Origin of the sequence: Enterococcus sp. AZ167 (assembly GCF_051714025.1) — a bacterium.
GTDB classification, from domain to species: domain Bacteria; phylum Bacillota; class Bacilli; order Lactobacillales; family Enterococcaceae; genus Enterococcus_D; species Enterococcus_D casseliflavus.
In genome coordinates, this window is record NZ_JBIORB010000001.1 from 881325 (window position 1) to 904516 (window position 23192).

Genomic DNA, 23192 nt, shown 5'->3' on the forward strand with positions numbered 1-23192 from the left:
TCTACTCCGTTCTATCTATTGCGCCGCATTTTCGTTGGCTAGATCTGTGTTCTTTTGTACATACTCATCGATTGTACCATCTTCAATCAATTCTTTCAAAATACTGTTTAGTTCTTCTTGTAATTCGGTACTCCCTTTAGGTAAAGCAATTGCATAAGAATCGCCTTCAGATGCTTCTAATGCTACATCAGTGATCACGAGGTCATCATTTTGTGCAACATACGATTCAGCAACCGCACTTTCAAGGACCAAACCGTCGATCGAGCCTTGTTTCAATTCATTGACTAGATTCGGAACTTTGGCGATGGAAACCAATTGCGAATCAGCTAATTGATCTTGAACGATCATTTCTTGGATCGAGCCTTTTTGAGCGCCTACTTTTTTGCCAGACAAGCTTTCGATTGAATCAAATGCCGATTCATTGTTTTTATTAACAACTAATTTTTGTTCTGGTGTAAAATAGTTATCGGTGAAATCAAAAGTCTGTTTACGTTCGTCAGTTGCTGAGATGCCTGAAACAGCGATATCGGCTTTCCCTTGTTGCAAAGCAGTCAAAACAGCATTGAAATCAAGGTCCAAAATATTCACTTCGACACCAAGACGATCAGCGATCTCATTGACCATATCGATATCTGCGCCCACGATCGTATCTTTGCCATCGATCAAGGCATGAAATTCAAACGGGGCAAAGTCAGCAGAAGTTGCCACATTTAACACACCAGCTGCTTTGATGGCTTCCAATTGATTATCCGCCGAACCGCTGGCACTAGAACTTCCAGTACTCGATGAGCCGCCATTCCCACAAGCTCCTAAAACCAAAATCCCCGTCAATACAACAAGTGCTCCAAATAATTTTTTCATTAAAAACGCTCCTCTTCAAAACAAATATTTATGCAATATAATCTTCTTATATTCAGAATATATACATAATAGCACAGAATAATTAAATTTTAAACTAAAAACTTCGCCATTTGTACGATTTATTCAATAACACTTTTAATAAAAAAATACTAGGATACCCATCCTCTAATCAGAGTGGATATCCTAGTTTTTAAAATCGGCGAAAACGTTGATACCTTGCCTCAAGCAATTCATCTGTTTGCAAGGTAGAAAGTTCGGCAAGTTTCTTTGAAATTGCCGCTTTCATCTGTTCCATCAATTGCTCTTTCGGTAAAAAGGCCTCTTCATGGGTTTCAGCAATCACTTTTTCAATAACACCGAGTTCATATAGTTCTTGAGCTGTGATCTTCATCAAGCCAGCAGCTTCTTTGGCACGGCTGCCATCTTTCCATAGGATCGAAGCAAAGCCTTCGGGAGATAAAATGGCATAGATCGAATGTTCCATCATCCAAACCTCATCGCCTAATGCCAGTGCTAAGGCACCGCCGCTGCCGCCTTCACCAATGATGATTGCCAAGATCGGCACCGTTAAATCGGACATTTCCATCAAGTTACGGGCAATCGCTTCGCCTTCTCCGCGCTCTTCCGCGCCAATACCGCAAAACGCCCCTGCTGTATTGATCAATGTGACCACAGGTCGCTGAAATTTTTCTGCTTGCTTCATTAAGCGTAACGCTTTGCGATAGCCTTCAGGATGTGGCGAGCCAAAGTTTCTGCGTAAATTTTCAGGCAGATTACGGCCTTTTTGAATACCGATCACGGTCACGGGCTTGCCATCTAAACAAGCAATCCCGCCAACAACGGCTTCATCTTCGCCAAACAGACGGTCTCCATGAAACTCTTCAAACTCAGAAAAAATGCCGTCAAAGTAATCCAGTGCCGTCAAACGGTCTTTGCTGCGAGCGAGTTCAACGATTTCGTGGGCTGCTCTAGTCATTGCGATCCCATCCTTTCCGCGTATGCAAAGAAATCAAATGGTGGATTTTCTCCCGCAAGTTCGTCCGTGGAACGATTTGATCGACAAAGCCATGATCTAACAGAAACTCTGCCTTTTGAAAGTCTTCAGGTAGTTCCTGACGAATGGTTTGTTCAATCACACGTCGTCCAGCAAAACCGATCAAGGCTTGCGGTTCTGCCAGGATGATATCCCCTTCCATCGCAAAACTAGCGGTGACGCCACCGGTTGTCGGGTCCGTTAAAACCGTTAGATAAAACAAGCCAGCTTTACTGTGGCGTTTTACCGCCGCAGAGATTTTTGCCATTTGCATCAGTGACAAAATTCCTTCTTGCATCCGCGCACCACCTGAAGCGGTAAAAAGAACAACTGGTAGCTGTTTTTCGATCGCACGTTCAAACAAACGGGTGATCTTCTCCCCCACGACCGTTCCCATACTGCCCATGATGAAATTCGCATCCATGATCCCGATCGCTAACGGCAATCCTTGAACTTTTGCTTCTCCTGTGAGGACAGCCTCATGCAACCCAGTTTTTTCTTGCATTTGTGCGACTTTATCCAAATATCCAGGAAAATCAAGAGGATCTTTTGTGGTTACATCTGTGTCCCATTCTTCAAAACTTTTCTCATCAATCGTGATAGCGATCCGTTCCCAGGCACTGATTCGGAAATTATACCCGCAGTGAGGACAGACTTTCTCTGCCCCCATCTCCTTCGTATAAAGCGTTCGTTTGCAACTAGGACATTTCGCCCAAAGATTATCTGGTACGACTGGTTCGTTCGTTGGCAGCTGACCTCGATTAGGATTGATGCGAATGTAGTTTTTCTTCTTAAATAAAGCCACTCATCTTCCCTCCTATTGTTCAGGTGTCCAATTTGGCAGAAATTCCTCTTGTAAAAAGGCGGTTGTATAGTCTCCCGCAATCACTTTCGGGTGACTGATCAAGTCCATTTGGAATTCTGCATTCGTAATGACACCATCGGTCACTAATTCGGCTAACGCCCGCTGCATCTTCATCAACGCTTCGAAACGGTTCTCGCCGTGAACGATCACTTTAGCGATCATAGAATCATAATAAGGTGGAATCGTGTAGCCAGAATACATGGCACTGTCTACACGAACGCCTAGGCCGCCACTTGGTAAAAACAAATTGTTGATCTTGCCTGGTGACGGTGCAAAATTGAAGGCTGGATTTTCTGCATTGATCCGACATTCGATCGCCGCGCCCGTCATCTTGATGTCTGCTTGCGTCAAGCCTAGCGGTTCGCCACTAGCGACTTCAAGTTGTTTTTTGACTAGATCAATGTTTGTCACCATTTCGGTGATCGGGTGTTCCACTTGAATTCGAGTGTTCATTTCCATGAAATAAAACTCCCCAGTGTCCGCCATTAAAAACTCGATCGTGCCAGCATTACGATACCCTACCGCTTGTGCGGCACGTACCGCTGCTTCTCCTAGTTCTGCTCGCTTGCTTTCAGAAATCACCACAGAAGGGGATTCTTCCAACACTTTTTGGTTGTTGCGTTGTAGCGAGCAATCGCGTTCACCAAGGTGGATAATATTACCAAAAGAATCACCTAACACTTGCACTTCTATGTGTCGAGCAGGATAAATGATTTTTTCAATGTACATTTCATCGTTGCCAAATGCCGCTTTCGCTTCTTGCTGCGCCGAAGCAAAATGATGCGGCAACGCTTCTTTATCGGCGACTTTCCGTATTCCTTTACCGCCACCGCCGGCCGCAGCTTTGAGCATGACTGGGTAACCAATCTCTTCAGCGATCGTTAAAGCTTCTTCCACATCAGAAATCGCGCCTTTGCTTCCGGGAATGACCGGTACTTCTGCTTCGATCATCAAGCGTCTTGCATTGATTTTGTTTCCCATTGCATCGATAGTCTCACTCTTTGGCCCAATAAAGACGATATTGCATTCCTCGCACATCGCAGCAAAGCGGCTATTCTCTGAAAGGAAGCCAAATCCAGGATGGATCGCCTCAGCCTTTGTGACGATCGCAGCGCTTAGGATCTGCTGTACATTCAAATAAGAGTCGGCTGCTTTGGCAGGTCCGATACAAATCGCTTCATCGGCAAGCTCTGTGTGCAACGCTTCTTTATCTGCTTCTGAATAAACGGCGACCGTTTGAATACCTAATTCGCGACAAGCGCGAATGATACGTACGGCGATTTCGCCACGGTTTGCGATCAATACTTTAGAAAACATGTCTCACCTATCCAATCATGAAAGTCAATTCTGCTTCCGCCACTTTTTTCCCATCAACATAGGCAATTCCTTTGCCGATGCCAGCTGCAGATTTCACTTTGATTATTTCTACTTCTAAGATCAAGGTATCGCCTGGTGTTACTTTTTTTCTGAATTTCGCTTTGTCTAAACCGCCAAAGTAGGCAGTTTTCCCACGAAAATCTTCCAATGATAGCAATGCCACAGCACCTGCTTGTGCCATTGCTTCCACGATCAATACTCCGGGCATCACTGGTTCATGGGGAAAATGACCTTGGAAAAACGGCTCATTGATAGTAACGTTTTTCTTCGCAACGACCCGTTTGCCTTCTTCTAACTCCTCTACCCGATCCACTAAAAGCATCGGATAACGATGAGGGATGATTTCTTTGATTTCTTGAATCGTTAATGCGCTCATTGCTTTACCCTTCTTTCACACGGAATAATGGTTGATTGTATTCAACGATTTGTTCGCTTTCAACCAAGACTTCAACTAATTCGCCATCGACGTCGCTGACGATTTCATTCATGACTTTCATCGCTTCAACGATACAGAGAATATCACCTTTTTTCACGTGATCGCCGATTTGTTTGAAGTTGTCTTTATCAGGACTTGGTTTCAAATAAACGACACCCACTAATGGAGAGACAACTTCTTTGCCCTCTAAAACAGGTTTTGCCGTTTCTACTGTGTCCGGTGTTGCTGAGACAGCAGGCGTTGGTGCAACAGGAGTTGGCGCAGCATTCGCTGCAGGAGCAGATGCAGGTGCAGAGGATGCACTTTGTAGCCCACTTGTCGTATTTTTATTAAAATAAAGTTCAAATGTCTCTTTTTTTAATTGAAGCTCAGTTAACGTCGATTGATCGAATTGGCTGAGCAGCTCTTTTACCTCATGTGTTTCCAATTACGCTTCCTCCCAACGTTTCAGCAAGATCACTGCATTATGACCGCCAAACCCAAGTGAATTACTCATGGCATAGGTCAATTCTGCTGGTTGGCTTTGATTGATAACAACGTTCAAGTCGATCTCAGGATCTTGTTCTGTCACGTTGATGGTTGGTGGAATAAATTGATGTTGTAATGCTAATAGTGAAGCAATGGCTTCGATTCCACCAGCCGCTCCAAGCAAATGACCAGTCATTGACTTTGTACTGCTGACATATGGTTTTTTATAGTCTTCGCCCAATCCGTATTGGATCGATGTCGCTTCTGCACTGTCATTGGCAGGCGTACTTGTACCGTGGGCATTGATGTAGCCAACTTCAGCCGGGGTGATCGCTGCTTCTTGCATCGCCAATTTCATTGCTTTTCCAGCACCTGATCCATCTGGATTTGGCGCAGTCATATGGTAGGCATCACAGTTCGCACCATACCCTACGACTTCACCTAAAATCGTTGCCCCACGTTTTTGCGCATGCGCCAATGATTCTAAAATGAAGACACCGGCGCCTTCACCCATGACAAACCCACTACGATTTTTATCAAACGGAACGGAAGCTTTGTCAGGGTCTGATTCAGTGGTTAACGCCGTCAGAGACGCAAAACCAGCGATACCGATTTCACAGATCGTTGCTTCTGAACCACCAGCGATCATGACATCTGCGTAGCCATGCTTGATGTTCCGAAAAGCTTCACCGATTGAATGGGTACCAGAAGCACAGGCGGAAACAGTCGTCGTACAAATGCCTTTCGCACCTACCCGTAATGCAATGTTGCCGGCAACCATATTTACGATCGACATCGGTACGAACATTGGTGATACCCGATTTGCTCCTTTGTCATGCATCCGAATCACTTGGTCTTGAATCGTTGGCAAGCCGCCGATCCCTGAACCAACCATCACGCCAAAACGATCCACATCAATGGTTTCTGTATCTAACTTCGCCATTTCCATCGCTTCTAACGCCGCATAAATTCCATAAATGGAAAAAAGATCCATCCGCTTCGTATCTTTTTTAACGAAGTACTTTTCTAACGGAAAATCTTTGACTTCAGCGGCAACTGAGATCCCTGTTGCTTCTGCGTCAAATTTTGTAATCGGGCCGATGCCGTTGGTCCCGTTTTGTAAACTTGCTAAAAATGTTTCTGGGTCATTTCCGATTGGAGAAGTGACGCCGTATCCTGTAACTACTACTCGATTCATCTATTCTTCCTCCTACCCTTGCATTGCCATCCCGCCGTCTACACTGATCACCTGACCAGTGATGTAGGGGCTTTTTGCTAAAAAGACTGCTGTTTGCGCAACATCCTGTGTGGAACCAAAACGCTGTAATGGAATATTTGCCAATGATTGTTCTTTGACTTTATCCGACAGCACTTCAGTCATCTCTGTTTCGATAAATCCTGGGGCGATCGCATTGCAGGTGATCCCCCGAGCGGCACCTTCACGAGCGGCAGATTTCGTAAAACCGATCACGCCAGCTTTACTTGCCGCATAGTTGGCTTGCCCGATATTTCCCGTCAAGCCGACCACACTCGTCAAATTGATGATGCGGCCTTCTCGCAGCTTCATCATTTTTTTCAACGCGTGCTGCGTCATATTGAAGGTACCAGTCAAATTGATTTTGATCACTGAATCAAAATCTTCGGGTTTCATTCTCAACAATAATTTGTCATTCGTGATCCCGGCATTGTTGACTAAAATGTGGATCGGTCCGACTGCCGCTTCTGCTTCTAAAAGCATGGCTGCCGCTTGATCAAAATCAGAAATGTCCCCATTGATCGCTACACATTTCACGCCGTAGCTGGTGATGCGATCGATCAGTGACTGGGGAATTTCTTTTCGTCCATTTAAAACGATATTCGCTCCTTCTTTGGCAAAGGCTTCCGCGATGGTAAAACCGATCCCTCGCGAGCTACCAGTTACAAAGACGTTTCTATTTTGCAGATCCATAAATTCCTCCTAGTTGAATCGGGCTAGTGTATCTGCCAACGTTTGGCTATCTTCTACACGCGCAGTCTGTATTTCTTTGTCTATTTTCTTCATAAAACCGCTCAATACTTTTCCTGGTCCGATCTCGATGACTTGTTGGATGCCAAGCTGCTTCAGTGTCGCAATGCTTTCGTAAAAACGCACTGGCGATTTCACTTGCAGCGTCAACAGTTCCTTGATTTGGTCTTGCTGCATTGGCTGCGCGGTCGTATTGCTGATGACAGGTACTTGTAACTCATCAAAGGTGATTTGAGCTAATTCCTGTGCTAATTGCTGCGATGCGGGTTCCAACAAAGCAGTATGGAAAGGACCGCTGACATTTAAAGGAATCACCCGTTTGGTTCCAGCAGCTTGTAACAATTCCACCGCTTTATCCACTGCCGGCGCTTCACCGCCAATGACGATCTGCTGCGGCGTATTGTAATTCGCTGGTGTCACGATCCCCACTTGACTTGCTTCTTTACAGATTTCTTCAATCGTTTCAGCGGGTGTGTTCATCACAGCGACCATTTTCCCAATACCTGCTGGCGCCGCACTTGCCATATACCGACCGCGCTTTTGCACCAATGCGACTGCTGTCTGGAAATCAAGCGCACCACTAGCGACTAAGGCTGTATATTCGCCTAAACTCAAGCCAGCAACAGCATCTGCTTTGATTCCTTGCGCATCCAAAAGTCGCCAAAAAGCCATACTTACCGTTAAGATGGCAGGCTGCGTATATTCCGTCTGGTTTAAACGTTCGTTTTCAGTAAAGCATAGCTCGGCCATATCATATCCTAGAATGGTGCTGGCTTGTTCAAACGTCTCACGAACGATGGCTTCTTGGTGATAGAGCTCTTCTCCCATTTTGGGGTACTGTGCGCCTTGACCGCTAAATAAAAAGGCTGTCTTCATCTTGCACTCCTTCATTACTTTGATCGTTGTCGTTGGAGAACATGGCTTCTTGCAGTTCGTCTATGAATCAGCAAAAACACGTTCTTAAAAAGGAAAGGCTAGGCTGTCTGCCTAGCCTTTGTTTTATGCTTGTTGTTTTTCTACATATTTAACTAGATCTTCAACGGTTGTGATACCATCTTCTGTTTCGATCTTCACATCGAATTCATCTTCGATCTCGTTAATGATTTGGAAAAGATCCAAGCTGTCTGCTTCTAAATCTTCTTGGATGTTTGTGTTCAATTTGATTTCTTCTTTTTCTTTTCCTAATTCTTCTGCTACGATTTCTTGAATTTTTTCGAATACCATGTGTATATTCCTCCAATGTGTTTTTCAATAGTAATTTTGTTTCGTGAACAAGTTATAAGGTGGCTAACATAGTTCCCCATGTCAATCCGCCGCCAAAACCTGAGAACACCACTTTTTGACCACTGCCAAGTGACAGTGTACCTCGTTTGATTTCTTCATCTAGCAATAACGGAATCGAGGCTGCCGAAGTATTGCCATAATCTTGCATATTTTGCAAAAATTTCTCACGGGGCTGCTTCAGCTTGCGAGCAACTTTGTCTAAAATACGTGAATTTGCTTGGTGAAGCAAAAAATAATCGATTGCTTCATTTTGTGTCAGATCATTGATCGAGGCGACCACATCACGCGTCGCAAAATCAAAGATTTCTCGTCCAATCATTTGCATACAAGCACTATACGCCGGAGCGTTTTGTGAAAAAGGATTCTCATTCGTGCGAAAACCAGATGTTAAGGACATGCCTCGCGTCCCATCTGCTTTTAAAGACTCTTTGAGCAAATGCTGCTCTGAAGATGCTTCCAGCAATAGACCGCCGGCACCATCTCCGAATAAAACAGCCGTCGAACGGTCGTTCCAATCCAAGACTTTTGAAAGTACTTCTCCACCGATGACCAATCCTTTTTTAGCGCCCGTTCGAATCAGTTTTTCAGCCATAGACAATGCATACACGAAACCAGCACATGCTGCACTGATATCAAAAGCAAAGGCATTGACTGCCCCAATCGCCCCTTGGACTTGGCAAGCAACCGCCGGTGTATTGAAATCCGGTGTGATCGTCGCTACCAAGATAAAATCTAGACTTTCTGCTGAAAGCTGAGCATCTTGCAAGAGCGTTTGAGCGACGCGAATACAAAGGTCTGAAGTGTTTTCGCCAACAGCGACTCTTCTTCGTTTGATTCCCGTGCGAGAATGGATCCATTCATCTGAAGTATCCATCAAATTTGATAGATCATCATTTGTTACGATTTTTTCTGGAACATAACTTGCAGTCGCGGTAATTTTTCCAAACATATTCATCCATTATTCTCACTTATAATCTTGTAAAAAGTCATGCAGATTTTTCAGTGCTTTCAACAGTGCCTGTTCCTCTTCAGGAGACATCTGACTCAAGACACCTTTCACCATCTCACGATGAAAATGCTGATGAACACGATAAAGGAGTTTTCCTTTTTTCGTCAAACCTAGTTTGACGACTCGCCGATCATCTTCACTGCGAATCCGTTCTACATATTCTTTTTTCACCAAACGATTGATCGCGATGGTCAAAGTCCCAACAGTGATCGAAAGCTCTTTGGCAACTTCAGTCGTGGTCTTTTTTTTGTACATCCCGATGGCTTCGATGGTATGCATTTCGGTAATTGAAAGGTCTTTGAATTGAGATTTTTTCAATTCAGATTCTTCAATCACTAAGATGTCATTAAAGACGCTGACTAAGTAGTCATTAACTGTTTCTAAATTGGGTTCCATAACCTTCACCATCCGAATACTTTGATAATCAAATCATTTGATAGTCAAACTATATCGGAAGTTATTGAGAAATGCAAGAATTTTTTCGAACTTTTTTTATTTTTAAGCGCATTTTTATTTAAGAATTGATTTTCTAAGATTTTAAAAGCTGCGAGTTGACAAAATAATCCGTTTCCGTTATAGAGAAATTTCCTTTGAATGTCAAAGTTTATCATTTTGTTGCCTCCACTCTATTTCTAATTTTTTCTTGTCGATAGCCAACAAACGTTGCTCTCTTACGCTTCATCTGCTACTCTTTGAAGGAAGGAGAGGAACGATCGATGAATCCGAACAAAGAGTTTCTAAAAAACAAAGCAAATGCACTGCCTGAAAAGCCTGGTGTTTATTTAATGAAAGATCAGCACAACGAAGTCTTGTATGTAGGAAAAGCCAAATCATTGAAACAGCGTGTCGTTTCTTACTTCCGAAAAAATCAGCAGCATGCCAATAAGGTGCTTCGACTTGTTTATAATGTCGTTGATTTTGAAACGATCGAAACAGATACAGAATTGGATGCACTATTACTTGAATGTCGTTTGATCCAAGCTTTTCATCCTATCTACAACCGACAAATGAACCATTCAGCCAACTATTGCTTTGTTGACTTGACGAATCATACCTTCACGATCACTCAAACACCACAAATTGGCAGTTATGGTCCCTTTCGGCAAACAAAAAAATTGCCAGCATTGTTTCAAGTATTGTCAGAAACCTTTCAATTGCCGACTGTCAACGAACTGACGCTATTGACCTTGCGTAAGCAACTCCCTCAAATGGATGCGTATCCCTTGGAACAGAAGTGGCGAGAAATCGGCTGTTTTTTTGCAGGAAAGAAGACCGACTGTTTTTCACTCCTTAAAAAACGCTTAGCATATCTGATTGATCACCTATTGTTTGAACAAGCTAGTGTACTGCAGCGCCAGATCCATTTAGCACAAAGCTTTTACCAAGAAATCGTGAGGGTCAATCAGTTTATTCAAGAACCAGAAGTGATTTTTTCTATTCTCCTTGACTTAGAGGAGCCAGGATCACAGACGACTCAAATCAAATACTATCAAGTTAGCTTTGGCAAGTTGATCCAAACAAAAGTTCTTTCTCCCGAGGAAACATTCCAGCCACTCCCGCCAGCAAGCGCTGCGCTTCCTTTAGCCCCGGAAGATCTCGATCCATTAGGGATCATCCTTAATCACTTGTATCGCCAAGAAAAAGCAGCAGATAAATAAAAAACAGCAAGCCCAAGTAGGCTTGCTGTTTAGAAATGAGAAAGCGACGACGAACGTCCCACTCATTCTTATTGGATCAAATCATAGATTTCCATGGCTACAATATCAACATTATCAAATTGATAAGATTGACTTGATTCTGCTTCCGTTAATTCAAACGTTTCTGTCGAATTGTCATAAGTAACGGTACATTTTTCGACGCCTTCTTTTTCAAAACGACGTACTTGAACTTCATTGTCTTGCGCTTCGACCATCGCTTCTAAACGTTTGATGATAGCGACTAATTGCGAACTTTTCATTCGTAAGCCTCCTTTTTCTGTCCGTTATATTGTATCAAAACATCCTCTATCTTGCATTGATTTTTCGTATTTTTTTTGTCATTTTAAGATTTTTTTCCATCTTGCCACCAAAGTTTAATCAGCGCCTGCGTTCCGTCATTTTCGAAGCCTTTTTCAGCTAACTGATCATACAATTTTTTAGCTAAAGCGGTGCTTGGCAAATCCAATCCCATCTTCTTGGCCTCATCCAAAGCGATCCCCAAATCTTTGATGAAATGTTTGACAAAAAAGCCTGGAGAATAATCCTCTTTTAGGATACGATGACTGTAATTCGTCATGGACCAATTGGCTGCCCCACCGCCAGAAAGCGTGTCAATCACTCGTGGTAAATCAAGACCGGCTTGATTCGCATAGACCAGCATTTCTGTCATCCCCGTCATGGTTCCGGCAATCATGATCTGATTGGCCATTTTCGTATGCTGACCCTTCCCTGCCCCTCCTTGAAGTTGAAACGTCTTTCCTAATACTTCAAAAAGTGGTTTTACTTGTTGGTAAGCTTCTTCATCGCCACCAACCATAATCGTTAGTGTGGCGTTTCTCGCACCAAGATCACCACCAGAAACTGGCGCATCGATACTCGCTGCTCCTTTTTCCTTCGCTGTCTGGTAGATTCGTTCTGCCAAATCAGGTGTACTCGTGGTAAAATCCACCAATGTTTTGCCCGTCACAGCCGTTTGAAAAATCCCTTGAGGCCCATAGTAAACTTCTTCAACGTCGGATGGATAACCAACCATTGTAAAGATAATTTCACTTTCTGATGCAACTTCTGTTGGGGTGTCACACCAAATTGCTCCATTCGCAACGAGTTCATCAGTTTTTTCTTTCGTCCGATTGTAAACATTCACTGTATGTCCTGCAGCTAAGAGATGACAAACCATCGCTTGACCCATGACACCAGTACCGATAAATCCTAATTTCATGCAGATCCCTCCAAAATAAAAAAGTTCATGTCTTTAGTATACGCTAAAAACATGAACTTGCGAAAATTTTCTGTTTAATCGATCGTTCGGCGAAAGGCCTTTAATTTTACTTTGAATTTTTCTAGCGTCTGCTCGGTTTCTTTTTCGATGCGTTCTGTTTCATAATAAGCGACCATGTCATGGTAGAAAGATAGCATCGACTCACCGAAGCGCAATGCCGAGATCTCGTACATTTTTCTAGCAAGAACTTCGGGATCAGCAGGAATCTTTCGTTCATAATAATCAATAAATGCTTTTGCGAAATCCCGATCACTCTCATAGGTGACGCCTAAAGACGGATCGTCGATCAAGGTATTTAAGTAGTCATTTCCTTCAACGACTAACGGTGTTCCAGCAGCCATTGCTTCCGTGTAAGTCAGTCCTTGTGTTTCTGATGTGGAGGCACTGACGAAGTAATCCGCAGCATGGTAATAGATCGCCACTTTATCATTTGCCACTTCACCGACAAATTGAACATGGTCAGATAAAGCCATATCCACCACTTTTTCTTCTAATTTTTCTTTATGCGGACCTTTCCCAACGATCACTAATTGCGCATCAGGAATCTTCGTTAAAATTTCTGGCATGCCGTCGATGATTGCTTGGATATTCTTTTCATAAGAAATACGACTGAGGGAAAGCAGCATGGGTTGATTCTCAGTGATGTCCAATTTCTCCCGCAATTCTTTTTTCATGTCAGTTGTAATATCCGGTCGGCGAAACTTCTCAACTTCGATCCCTGTGGGGATGATCCGCATTGGTGAAACCACACCATACCCTCTCAGCGTATCGATGACCCGTTCACTTGGACAAACAACACCTGTCGAGTGGTTGGCAAATAGCCGTGAAAGATATTTCACGTGAGATGGCCGCAAGACCTTTCCGTTTGCGATGTAGTGCAAGTAATCTTCATACATTGTATGGTAGGTATGGATCACAGGAATCTGCAATTTACGCCCCACCATTTTCCCCAACATCCCAGAACCAAACTCTGTATGGGTATGGATCAATTCCAATTCTAATTCTTTGGCGATCAAATAGGCATATAACATGCCGCGAACCACGATTCGCCGATCTTTGAAGGACACAAACGGGACACTTGGCATGCGAATGATATCTTCTTCGTCCAGATCAGCATTTGGATCGGTCGTTGTAAAGATATACACTTTATGGCCTTTTTTCTCAAGCTCTTCTTTCAATGTCTTGATCGATGTCGCCACACCACTTACCTGGGGGAAGTAGGTGTCAGTAAAAAATCCGATTTTCAAAACGGTACCTCCAAACTTTACATTAGTTTCTTCATTCCGTATTCATCACTTTTGTATAAACCTCTTGTAATTTAAACCCAATTTCATCAATACTCTTTTGCTTTGCTGTTTCATAACCCGCTTCACTCAATGGTGGTAACGTGCCTTCCACGATTCCTTTGATTTTCTCAATAAATCCTTCATTGGTTTTTTCCATGTATGCATTGCGCCCATTACTTAGCCACCCTTTATAAACAGGAATATCCCGAACAAGCACATTTTGGCGGCTGGCTAACGCCTCAAGGACTACGATCCCTTCTGTTTCTTCATAAGAAGGAAAGAAGAATAAATCGGCAGCGGAATATGCGCCTTCGATGATATCCCCTTTGATATAACCTGGAAACAACACATTTTCTGGATGGTCTTCATTGACGAGGTCGCGGATCTGTTTAGGAATCGTCATCATTGGTGTATGACCAAACCAGATAAACGTATACTCAGGCAATTGTCTAGCTATCTCTACAAAATCAAGAATGCCTTTTCGTTCAAAAAATAAACCGACGGATATAATGACTTTTTGATCTGATAAGAGATTGAAATACTCACGAAAGGCTTTTTCTTTCTCTTGATCCGGCTGATATTTGTCAAGATCGATGCCGTTTGAGATTGCCTCGATCGGTACTTGGATACCATACCCTTCCAAAAGTTCTTTCGAATAAGGAGTCGGTGTGATCAACTGATCGGCTCTAGAATAGAGATTGATCAAATATTTTTTATATAATGGCGAAAGCTGGTTTGAGCCGATAAATGAATTCCGAAAATCCTCTTCTGTAGAATGGGCATGGTAAATCACTTTTTTCCCTTGTCTTTTGGCTTTGTTGACCATGTGCATACTATTGATCCCATACGTGTTGATATGAAGGATATCATAGTCCTCATCATTTTTATCAAGAGTAAAAGGAATCCCGACAGATGTCAGTGCTCGTTGCTGATGGGCCAACGCTCGACCGATACCTGATTTAGCTAATAATTTTTCTCCTTCAAAATAAAGAAGTACTTTCAAAGATGATTCCTCCTTGGAAATGCTTATATCTGATATTAGTATACCATAGGCAATCGGAGACATACTCCTACCATGGTCCTAGATTTTGTTCCCCATTTAATCATGATACGTGAAAAACTTACGGAATCATAGCTTTATACAAAGATATGACAAAATTGTTCGTTTTCTGAAAAACGAGCAGGCTATTGCAAGTCAAATCGAACAAGAAGGCTTCTTATAACAAAAAAAAGGCAACAAGCAAAATTGCTTGTTGCCTAGAAATGATTAGTTTACATACTGTTCGATTAGCTCAACAACTTCTTCCATTGTATCGCAATCTTCTAAAGCACGTTTTGCTAATTCTTGCATGTCAGTCGTTGACAAGCGTTTCATTAAGCTACGTGTTTTCAGAACAGATGTTGCACTCATTGAGAACTCATCTAAGCCCATACCTACAAGAAGCGGCACAGCAGTTTGATCGCCCGCCATTTCTCCACACATACCAGCCCATTTGCCTTCAGCATGCGCTGAGTCGATCACGTTTTTGATCAAACGTAAAATTGATGGGTTGTATGGTTGGTACAAGTAAGACACGCGCTCGTTCATGCGGTCTGCAGCCATTGTGTATTGGATCAAGTCATTGGTACCAATACTGAAGAAGTCAACTTCCTTCGCAAACTTGTCTGCTAAGACAGCAGCTGCTGGAATTTCGATCATGATTCCGACTTGGATCTCGTTAGAAACCTCAACGCCTTCGTCAATCAATTTTTGACGCTCTTCTTCATACATTTTCTTCGCAGTACGGAACTCTTTCAATGTTGCCACCATTGGGAACATGATACGTAAGTTGCCGTGAGCAGAAGCACGTAACAACGCACGAAGTTGAGTACGGAACATGTCATCCCCAAGTTCAGATAAGCTGATACGCAATGCACGATAGCCTAAGAAAGGATTCATTTCATGAGGCAATTTTAGGTAAGGAAGTTCTTTATCGCCACCGATATCCATTGTACGGACAACCACTGGTTTGCCAGCCATTCCTTCTAAAACTGCTTTGTATGCTTTGTATTGGTCTTCTTCTGTTGGGAAATCAGGAGAATCCATGTACAAGAATTCAGTACGGTATAAACCGACTGCTTCTGCACCATTGTTGTGGACACCTTCTAAATCTTTTGGCGTTCCAATGTTCGCAGCTAATTCAAAGTGCTTGCCATCAGCGGTAACTGTTTCAGCATCTTTCAATTTTTCCCATTCTGCTTTTTGTTCTGCGTAGGCTTTCCCAGCTTCAACAAATTCAGCTGCTTGGTCATCTGTCGGGTTGACGATAACGTCACCGATAATACCGTTAACAGCTAAGATGTCGCCCGCTTTCACTTTTGCAGTGATCTCCATTGTTCCAACGATTGCTGGGATTTCAAGAGAACGTGCCATGATAGCGGAATGAGAAGTACGTCCACCGATATCTGTTACAAAAGCTTTTACAAAGTTGCGGTCTAATTGTGCAGTATCACTTGGTGTCAAGTCATGCGCAACAACGACTACTTCTTCGTTGATCATTGAAGGATTAGGCAAAGTCACATTCAGCAAATGCGCCAAGATACGTTTTGCGACATCTTTAATGTCAGCTGCCCGTTCTTGCATGTAAGCATTGTCATCCATTGCTTCAAACATACCAATATACATGTCAGTAACTTCTTTCAACGCAGCTTCTGCATTGACTTTGTTATCTGTCACGTTTTGTTTGATTTGACCAATCATCTCAGGATCTGAAAGAACCATTAAATGAGCATCAAATACTTGTGCTTCTGCTTCACCTAAAGTTTGCGCTGCTTTGTCACGGATTTGTTGTAATTCCGCTGTTGACTTCGCTAACGCATCATCTAAGCGTGCTTCCTCTGCTGCAGTATCTTCAACTGATACTTTTGAAAAAGATAAATCAGGTTGTACTAACAGGTAGGCTTTCGCAACGGCTACACCATCACTAGCAGCAATTCCTTTTAGCATCTCAACCATTATTCAGACAAACCTTCTTTTTTCATTGTTTCTACGATTGCAGCGATTGCATCTGCTTCGTCAGCACCTTCAGCAGTGATAGTTACATCAGAACCTTGGCCAACGCCTAATGACATTACGCCCATGATTGATTTAAGGTTTACTGATTTACCTTTGTACTCTAAGTTGATATCAGAGTTGAATTTGCTTGCTGTTTGAACCAATAATGTAGCTGGACGTGCGTGAATCCCTGTCTCAGCAACTACGTGAAAATCTTTCTTTTCCATATTGATCAATCTCCTTTATGATACGTTTTTTTGTGTGAAGGCAAAATTTCCATGCATGCAATGACACCCGAAAAAAATCGCCCTTTCAACTGTTAAGATTACCATTTTTTTCCTCGATAGACAACCGTTTTCTCTTAAATAAACGATTGAAATAAATGTCCTATTTATTTTCTTGCACATAACGGTAGATGATCTTCCCATTTAAGCCCGCTTCTCCGACAAAAGAAGACCGATCTTCCAACTGGAGCCAGACATCTCTAAACGCCAGGAATTCTGGCTGTTGGACAATCAATTCTTGGATCTCTCCATTGCGCAAACGCGTTATTTCTGAAGCAAAATCTCTGTTCTCCATCCTCAATTCTCACCTCTTTCTTTCTATTATAATGGAATTACTTTTTATTTAAAAGACGCTTCTGCTAATGAAAGAGCGGCAAAAATTTTTACGAGTAAAATTCTTGCAGTCTGACAAAAAGTTAGTATAATAGAATTATGGTCAGTAAAGGTCAATAACACATTACCTCGAAGATGACCGTTTCTATGCACACAGCCCCTTTTCTTTTACAAGTGTAAAAAAGCGCCGTAAAATAAGGGTGTTGGAACAAATATGAAAGGTCGTGAATCTATGCTTTGTCAAAATTGCGGCAAAAATGAAGCGTCTATTCATTTATATGCCAGTGTCAATGGTCAAAGAAAACAACTCGATTATTGTCAAAGTTGTTACCAAAAATTAAAAGCTCAATCTGGGAATGCTGCAGCTGCAATGGCGCAAGATCCTTTTGGATTCGGCAATATTGATGATCTATTTCGTCAAATGTCTCGCCAGATGCAGCAAGGAAATACCCCTTATGAACAAACCCCTCCGACGCAAACCGGCGGTAACGGTTTTGTCGGCGGTCAGCCTCCACGCAATAACCAAGCACCTGCAGGTTTGTTAGGAGAATACGGTATCAATATTACCCAAATGGCTCGTGATGGCGAAGTCGATCCAGTCGTTGGTCGTGATTCAGAGATCAAACGAGTGATTGAGATCCTTAATCGTCGAACAAAAAACAACCCTGTGCTTATTGGTGAACCTGGGGTTGGGAAAACTGCCGTCGTTGAAGGGTTAGCCCAAAAAATCGTCGATGGCGATGTGCCACAAAAACTAATGGACAAAGAAGTCATTCGTTTGGACGTTGCGTCTCTTGTTCAAGGCACAGGTATTCGTGGACAATTTGAAGAACGTATCCAAAAATTGATTGAAGAAATCAAGCAAGCAGAAAACGTGATTTTGTTTATTGATGAAGTCCATGAAATCGTTGGCGCTGGTGCAGCTGGCGACGGAAATATGGATGCTGGAAACATCTTAAAACCAGCTCTTGCTCGTGGAGAACTACAAATGGTCGGAGCAACGACGTTAAATGAATACCGCATCATCGAAAAAGATGCTGCTTTAGAACGCCGTTTACAACCAGTACGTGTAGATGAACCTTCTGTGGAAGAAACGATCCGCATCTTAAAAGGTTTGCAACCACGTTATGAAGATTATCATCATGTGAAATATACTGATGAAGCGATCGCAGCTGCCGCTACCCTTTCTAACCGATACATCCAAGACCGATTCTTGCCTGATAAAGCAATCGATCTACTAGATGAAACAGGTTCTAAGAAAAACTTAACGATCCAAATCGTTGATCCAAAAACGATCGAAAAGAAATTACAAGAAGCAGAAGAACAAAAACAAGCTGCCTCTCGAGAAGAAGATTTCGAAAAAGCTGCTTACTATCGCGATCAAATCAATAAACTGCAAAAAATGAAGGAACGCCAAATCAGCGAAGAAGAAACGCCAGTCATTACCGAAAAAGACATGGAACAAATCGTTGAAGAACGGACGAATATTCCAGTTGGTGAATTGAAAGAAAAAGAACAAACCCAATTGAAAAATCTTGCGGATGACTTGAAAGCTAAAGTTATCGGACAAGATGAAGCGATCGATAAAGTAGCCAAAGCGATCCGCAGAAATCGGGTCGGTTTAGGCAAACAAAACCGTCCAATTGGCTCTTTCCTATTCGTCGGCCCAACCGGTGTCGGGAAAACCGAATTAGCAAAACAATTAGCCTATGAGATGTTTGGTTCTGAAGAATCGATGATTCGTTTCGATATGTCAGAATACATGGAAAAACACAGTGTATCCAAACTGATTGGCTCTCCTCCTGGTTACGTTGGCTATGAAGAAGCGGGTCAATTGACTGAAAAAGTTCGTCGGAATCCATATAGCCTGATTTTATTAGACGAAGTGGAAAAAGCCCATCCTGATGTATTGCATATGTTCTTGCAAATTCTCGATGATGGTCGTTTGACGGATGCCCAAGGACGTACGGTCAGCTTTAAAGATACGCTGATCATCATGACTAGTAATGCGGGAACTGGCAAAGTTGAAGCCAACGTCGGCTTTGGCGCAGCGCGTGAAGGCATCACTCGTTCCGTGTTAAATCAATTGAACAATTACTTTACGCCAGAATTTCTCAATCGCTTTGACGGGATCATCGAATTCAAGGCACTAAGCAAGGAAAACTTGTTATCGATCGTGTCCCTTATGCTGCATGATGTCAATCAAACACTTAGTCATCAAAAATTGCATATCGATGTTCCACAAGACGTGCAAGAAAAACTGGTCGATCTAGGTTACAGTGCAACGATGGGTGCTCGCCCATTGCGCAGGACCATCCAAGATCAAATCGAAGACGGGATTGCTGAATATTATCTTGAGCATCCTCAAGTTCGTCAATTAAAAGCACAATTGGAGGATTCCGATAAAATCGTTGTAACTTCAGCCGAATCCTCTGCACTTCCTGAAGAAACACCTTCTGCTGAAGAGGAAAAACCATCGGAAACAGATGAGTAATAACGTGTCAAAACGGTGACCAAACCGTTCGTTTTGCCAGACAACCATGTTTTGCCAAAAAATTGGGTAATTCCGAGTTGTCTGGCTTTTCTTTTGAAAAAAAACGACCTATAATGTTATTAATAAATACATAGAATGTGAGGTGAGTCTGGTGAAATTAATCAACGTTACAAACAGCCATTCTCGACTAGTATTGAATCAACTTGAAAATACCGACGCAGAACTTGTAAATGTTTACACAGCCGGAGACACGACCGTGATCTTTACCTCAGCGCCGAACCACAATGAAATTTTGCTGATCAATAAAAAACGGAATATTCGCCCGACGGAAGTAGAAGAAATCAAAAATTACTTCTTGAAAAAATTACCTGATGGCTCCTATGATCCTGCTACGATCTCTGTGATCCAAATGCCCGAAGTGGTAGAAATCTCCATCAAAAAAACGTTGTCTTCCTCACGTTAGCTTTTCCTAATCATGTGATTAAAAAATATCTATAAAAGGTGACTGTCGCAGCCCTCTTTTATAGATATCTTTTTTTGTCTTCTCTCCTCCTTCTTTCGTCTAGTACTTCGACCAACGATACCTGATAGTCAAGCAAAAAAAGAGAGCCTTACGCTCTCTTTTCAAGTATATTTATTAGAAATCATCGACTGGATCATCACATGTAGATTGTGCCAATCCTTGGTACTATGAACATTGCCAAAAAATGTAAATTTCTGTGACTCATTATGGATCAGCACGCCATCAGAAACCAGTATGTCTGAGTCTCCTAAGTTCGAACTAAAGTGAATCACATTTTCATTGTAAATTTTCAATAGTTTGTTCTTAATGACCGGAATATATTCAGGGTGGTTCAAAAGAGAAATACCAATGCGAATCGGTTCCTCTTTTTGGATAGGTAAATAAGATGCTGTAATCTGAGCGATTTTCCTTAAGAAAAGGGCTTCTTTTTCTATTACAAACGAATGGCGCTGCAAGACGGTCGCAATCAGTTCCTCCACCTCTAATACGCGTTTGTTCGTAGAGGACAAATCTTCAGTAGACACAAAACTATCCAAAAAGAGATGAAGACAGCCCCATGTATTCATCACTAATTCATAGATAAGAAACGCTTCGATCGCTTTGGAAAGATCATACTTTTGCGACAAGACAGCCACAACATCGGCAGAAAATTCGACCAATGGATTCCCCGAGAGGTTTCGCAGCTGTTTCCCCAAAAGAAGTTTCTCTTGATCCGAGATCGTTTCAGGTATGAAGAGAAAAACCCAGAAATGATAAAAAATCTGTTCTTTCTCGATATCTTGCTGACTTCTGATCGGCAGCAGCTTGATCACTTGCTTTTCCCCATTGAGTTGCTTGATTTGCTCATAAATAGCGATGGAAGCTTCGTCTAATTCATTGACGATATAACCCCTCAACACCGCATTCTCAATGATTGAAAACATAATGTCGTGCTTCACTTTTGTAGTTTTCAACGGCTCATATTCTTTCGCAGCTAATTCAACGCTTGCACGGGTGCGCTGATTGATGTAAACATTGCAAGCCATGATCTCAACTAAATAATGGTACATCCGCACACAAGGCTCTGCCCCTGTCAGATCAATGGAATCTGTGTTGTTATTGATAGTAATCGGGACATTTTGGATAACCAGCATTTTTTTCAGATAGCTGATCAATTTATAACAATAAGAAATACTAAAAATCAATTCTTCTGAGATGTCCACCATACGGGTCTTTCTTTTTCTTAACAAATAGGATAATAGACGATAATAAGGAGATTCTAAGAAATACTTCTTCTTTAGATTCACAAAAATATGCAGGCTTTGTTCTTCGTTTAATTCTCGTGACAAATAAACGGTTCTCTTTTTCAGCAAAAAAATAGACTCGTTAAAGGTCGTAAACTCTCTCATATCTTCGGCGATTTCATTGATCAATATTTTCACCTGATACAAAGATTTGTTTATCGTTTCACATATTTTATCAAGAGACAGCTGCTTCTCCAAAATGATATTTCTAATAATAGTTAATTTATCTACCTGTTTTTTGGTTAAATAAAACCTATACAACTTTTCTATATACTCCAAAATTTTTTACCCGCCTTATTTAAAAAGTATCCTAGTTTCCAATTATAGTAAAATAAACTTAAATTTGAGCCTCTTTTTTCATTAAACGGACAATTTTAATAAAAACTTCAGAAAAATCCCCGCTTCTTTAAAACAGAACGGGTGAGAAAAACTTGTGAAACGATTCTTACCTTTTATAACAAAAAAGTGTTGGAAACCATTAAAAAGATCCTGTGAATTAGCTGTTTCCATAGACTTAGAAAAAATTCGTATTCTTTCATTGATTGGTAAGTGACTTGGAGAGTAAAATCATTTTCTAGCTGGACAAACTTCTTTGAGGAATCAAGTTCATTTCAAAGATCTTGTAATAAAATATCTTCTCTTTTTAGCCAGCAATCTTTGTATTCATAAATGTTGATGATCGACAATTCATTACTCATCTCATTAATTGCCCGCATAATTTCTTCATCATCCGAATCAACATTGCCAATGACATGCAAATCATAATGAATACCAGATTTATCCACGCACTCAACGATATAACTGATGACATCTCCCCAAAAATGTTCCAATCGATGCGTGCCTCCTGCTTTTTCTAGCCTTGAACGTTCAGCGATACACAAAACGTTTTTCGAAGAGTATTGCAAGATGTTGATTTCCCCTAGTGATTCTGCTAAGTAGTCAAGAACCGATTGACGATCATCCTCTTGATCCACAATTAAATTTCTCTCTAAAATCGTGTTCGTCTTGTTGCTGAAAAAGCGCACAGTCAACATGGTAGCATTCTTTTGTCCACTGAAATTTATTCTGGTTTGCAGCATTTTGATTCACTCCTTAAAAGAACTTTGATCCTCTGCTATTAAGGATATAGTAAGAACCAGCTGATTTTTATCGTCTTTTTTTCAAAAAAACTACAAATAAAATAATCATTGTCACTCTTTTTCTTTCTACTGACTAAAAGACCTGTCGATTAGAAACGAGTAGCAACTTCATAAAATTAAGAAAGACAAAAAAACTCTTTCAAAGCTTTCTTCAAAGAGTCTGATTGTATATTCCTAAAAAAATATGCTTCCTATTAAAATCTAGGGTTCATGAGATAGCCATCCCACACAGTTAGTTTTTTGAGATATCTTTATAATGAAACAAACATGAACGTTTATTAACACAGGAGTAACCTTGATGTCTCTGTCGCGTGAAGCTAGAAGAATTGTAGGTGCAGATTACTAATTGAATGAAAACGTTAATTGATATTTTTTCATAAGTAACTTTGATATACCTATCCAATAGGAACGCATAAATAGAATCATACTTTTCAATCCCCACCCTACGCAACTGTTCATACGCGTAAAGCTACTGCCAAAATAGTTTCTTAAAAATGATAGA

Annotated in this window: 24 protein-coding genes; 3 read left to right on the plus strand and 21 right to left on the minus strand. The window is 41.7% G+C overall.

Going from position 1 to position 23192, the window contains the following annotated elements; genetic code table 11:
• Positions 1 to 15 precede the first annotated feature (15 nt).
• From IGJ05_RS04145 to fabT, 12 genes are all read right to left on the minus strand, one after another.
• A complete protein-coding gene (locus IGJ05_RS04145; RefSeq protein ID WP_005225899.1) occupies positions 16 to 861 on the minus strand; it encodes a transporter substrate-binding domain-containing protein in 846 nt (281 codons plus the stop codon).
• 190 nt (positions 862 to 1051) lie between these two features.
• Positions 1052 to 1837 carry an acetyl-CoA carboxylase carboxyl transferase subunit alpha gene (locus tag IGJ05_RS04150; RefSeq protein WP_015509573.1) on the minus strand — a complete coding sequence of 262 codons (786 nt, stop codon included), beginning with the start codon at positions 1835 to 1837 and terminating at the stop codon, positions 1052 to 1054.
• Positions 1830 to 2699 (minus strand): acetyl-CoA carboxylase, carboxyltransferase subunit beta, encoded by an 870-nt coding sequence (gene accD, locus IGJ05_RS04155; RefSeq protein WP_005225897.1) that lies wholly within the window; start codon positions 2697 to 2699, stop codon positions 1830 to 1832. The genes IGJ05_RS04150 and accD overlap by 8 nt, the downstream gene beginning before the upstream one ends.
• A 12-nt stretch (positions 2700 to 2711) precedes the next feature.
• Positions 2712 to 4076: an acetyl-CoA carboxylase biotin carboxylase subunit gene (locus tag IGJ05_RS04160; protein WP_005225896.1), complete on the minus strand. Its 1365-nt coding sequence runs from the start codon at positions 4074 to 4076 to the stop codon at positions 2712 to 2714.
• 7 nt (positions 4077 to 4083) lie between these two features.
• Positions 4084 to 4512: a 3-hydroxyacyl-ACP dehydratase FabZ gene (gene fabZ / locus IGJ05_RS04165; RefSeq protein ID WP_005225895.1), complete on the minus strand. Its 429-nt coding sequence runs from the start codon at positions 4510 to 4512 to the stop codon at positions 4084 to 4086.
• A gap of 4 nt (positions 4513 to 4516) precedes the next feature.
• Positions 4517 to 4999, minus strand: coding sequence for an acetyl-CoA carboxylase biotin carboxyl carrier protein (gene accB, locus IGJ05_RS04170; RefSeq protein ID WP_016610184.1), 483 nt, complete (start codon positions 4997 to 4999; stop codon positions 4517 to 4519).
• On the minus strand, positions 5000 to 6238 hold the full coding sequence (gene fabF / locus IGJ05_RS04175; RefSeq protein ID WP_016610185.1) for a beta-ketoacyl-ACP synthase II: 1239 nt from the start codon (positions 6236 to 6238) through the stop codon (positions 5000 to 5002).
• 12 nt (positions 6239 to 6250) lie between these two features.
• Positions 6251 to 6988: a 3-oxoacyl-[acyl-carrier-protein] reductase gene (gene fabG, locus IGJ05_RS04180; protein WP_008378189.1), complete on the minus strand. Its 738-nt coding sequence runs from the start codon at positions 6986 to 6988 to the stop codon at positions 6251 to 6253.
• Positions 6989 to 6997: 9 nt separating this feature from the next.
• A complete protein-coding gene (gene fabD, locus IGJ05_RS04185) occupies positions 6998 to 7921 on the minus strand; it encodes an ACP S-malonyltransferase (RefSeq protein WP_225001247.1) in 924 nt (307 codons plus the stop codon).
• 123 nt (positions 7922 to 8044) lie between these two features.
• On the minus strand, positions 8045 to 8269 hold the full coding sequence (locus tag IGJ05_RS04190) for an acyl carrier protein (RefSeq protein ID WP_005225890.1): 225 nt from the start codon (positions 8267 to 8269) through the stop codon (positions 8045 to 8047).
• Between the two features lie 52 nt (positions 8270 to 8321).
• Positions 8322 to 9284, minus strand: coding sequence for a beta-ketoacyl-ACP synthase III (locus tag IGJ05_RS04195; protein WP_016610187.1), 963 nt, complete (start codon positions 9282 to 9284; stop codon positions 8322 to 8324).
• A 9-nt stretch (positions 9285 to 9293) separates the two neighbouring features.
• A complete protein-coding gene (gene fabT, locus IGJ05_RS04200; RefSeq protein ID WP_008378199.1) occupies positions 9294 to 9734 on the minus strand; it encodes a fatty acid biosynthesis transcriptional regulator FabT in 441 nt (146 codons plus the stop codon).
• Between the two features lie 320 nt (positions 9735 to 10054).
• On the opposite strand from fabT, the gene IGJ05_RS04205 reads away from it, so the two are divergent.
• The gene (locus IGJ05_RS04205; RefSeq protein WP_016610190.1) at positions 10055 to 10996 is read left to right on the plus strand and encodes a GIY-YIG nuclease family protein; all 942 of its coding nucleotides are present in this window, start codon (positions 10055 to 10057) and stop codon (positions 10994 to 10996) included.
• A gap of 68 nt (positions 10997 to 11064) precedes the next feature.
• On the opposite strand, the gene IGJ05_RS04210 is transcribed toward IGJ05_RS04205, so the two are convergent.
• The 7 genes from IGJ05_RS04210 to IGJ05_RS04240 all read right to left on the minus strand — a co-directional run bounded on the left by IGJ05_RS04210 (position 11065) and on the right by IGJ05_RS04240 (position 17213).
• The gene (locus IGJ05_RS04210) at positions 11065 to 11295 is read right to left on the minus strand and encodes a YkuJ family protein (RefSeq protein ID WP_005225886.1); all 231 of its coding nucleotides are present in this window, start codon (positions 11293 to 11295) and stop codon (positions 11065 to 11067) included.
• An 83-nt stretch (positions 11296 to 11378) separates the two neighbouring features.
• Complete coding sequence (locus IGJ05_RS04215) at positions 11379 to 12254, minus strand: NAD(P)-dependent oxidoreductase (protein WP_266166916.1); 876 nt, start codon at positions 12252 to 12254, stop codon at positions 11379 to 11381.
• 74 nt (positions 12255 to 12328) lie between these two features.
• On the minus strand, positions 12329 to 13561 hold the full coding sequence (locus IGJ05_RS04220; RefSeq protein WP_081116859.1) for a glycosyltransferase family 4 protein: 1233 nt from the start codon (positions 13559 to 13561) through the stop codon (positions 12329 to 12331).
• 31 nt (positions 13562 to 13592) lie between these two features.
• Positions 13593 to 14603: a glycosyltransferase gene (locus IGJ05_RS04225; protein WP_081116860.1), complete on the minus strand. Its 1011-nt coding sequence runs from the start codon at positions 14601 to 14603 to the stop codon at positions 13593 to 13595.
• A gap of 264 nt (positions 14604 to 14867) precedes the next feature.
• Positions 14868 to 16595 (minus strand): phosphoenolpyruvate--protein phosphotransferase, encoded by a 1728-nt coding sequence (gene ptsP, locus IGJ05_RS04230; RefSeq protein WP_005225882.1) that lies wholly within the window; start codon positions 16593 to 16595, stop codon positions 14868 to 14870.
• Positions 16595 to 16861, minus strand: a complete 267-nt coding sequence (locus IGJ05_RS04235) for a phosphocarrier protein HPr (RefSeq protein ID WP_003126335.1) — start codon at positions 16859 to 16861, stop codon at positions 16595 to 16597. The genes ptsP and IGJ05_RS04235 overlap by 1 nt, the downstream gene beginning before the upstream one ends.
• A gap of 160 nt (positions 16862 to 17021) precedes the next feature.
• The gene (locus tag IGJ05_RS04240; protein ID WP_005225880.1) at positions 17022 to 17213 is read right to left on the minus strand and encodes a hypothetical protein; all 192 of its coding nucleotides are present in this window, start codon (positions 17211 to 17213) and stop codon (positions 17022 to 17024) included.
• 270 nt (positions 17214 to 17483) lie between these two features.
• Here IGJ05_RS04240 and IGJ05_RS04245 point away from each other — a divergent pair, with 270 nt between their 5' ends.
• Complete coding sequence (locus IGJ05_RS04245) at positions 17484 to 19745, plus strand: ATP-dependent Clp protease ATP-binding subunit (RefSeq protein WP_225001252.1); 2262 nt, start codon at positions 17484 to 17486, stop codon at positions 19743 to 19745.
• Positions 19746 to 19896: 151 nt separating this feature from the next.
• Positions 19897 to 20208 carry a DUF1827 family protein gene (locus tag IGJ05_RS04250; RefSeq protein ID WP_225001250.1) on the plus strand — a complete coding sequence of 104 codons (312 nt, stop codon included), beginning with the start codon at positions 19897 to 19899 and terminating at the stop codon, positions 20206 to 20208.
• 161 nt (positions 20209 to 20369) lie between these two features.
• Here the strand turns inward: IGJ05_RS04250 and IGJ05_RS04255 are convergent, their stop codons facing one another.
• On the minus strand, positions 20370 to 21596 hold the full coding sequence (locus IGJ05_RS04255) for a helix-turn-helix domain-containing protein (RefSeq protein WP_428218528.1): 1227 nt from the start codon (positions 21594 to 21596) through the stop codon (positions 20370 to 20372).
• A gap of 566 nt (positions 21597 to 22162) precedes the next feature.
• On the minus strand, positions 22163 to 22630 hold the full coding sequence (locus IGJ05_RS04260) for a hypothetical protein (protein ID WP_081116863.1): 468 nt from the start codon (positions 22628 to 22630) through the stop codon (positions 22163 to 22165).
• Positions 22631 to 23192: the final 562 nt, after the last annotated feature.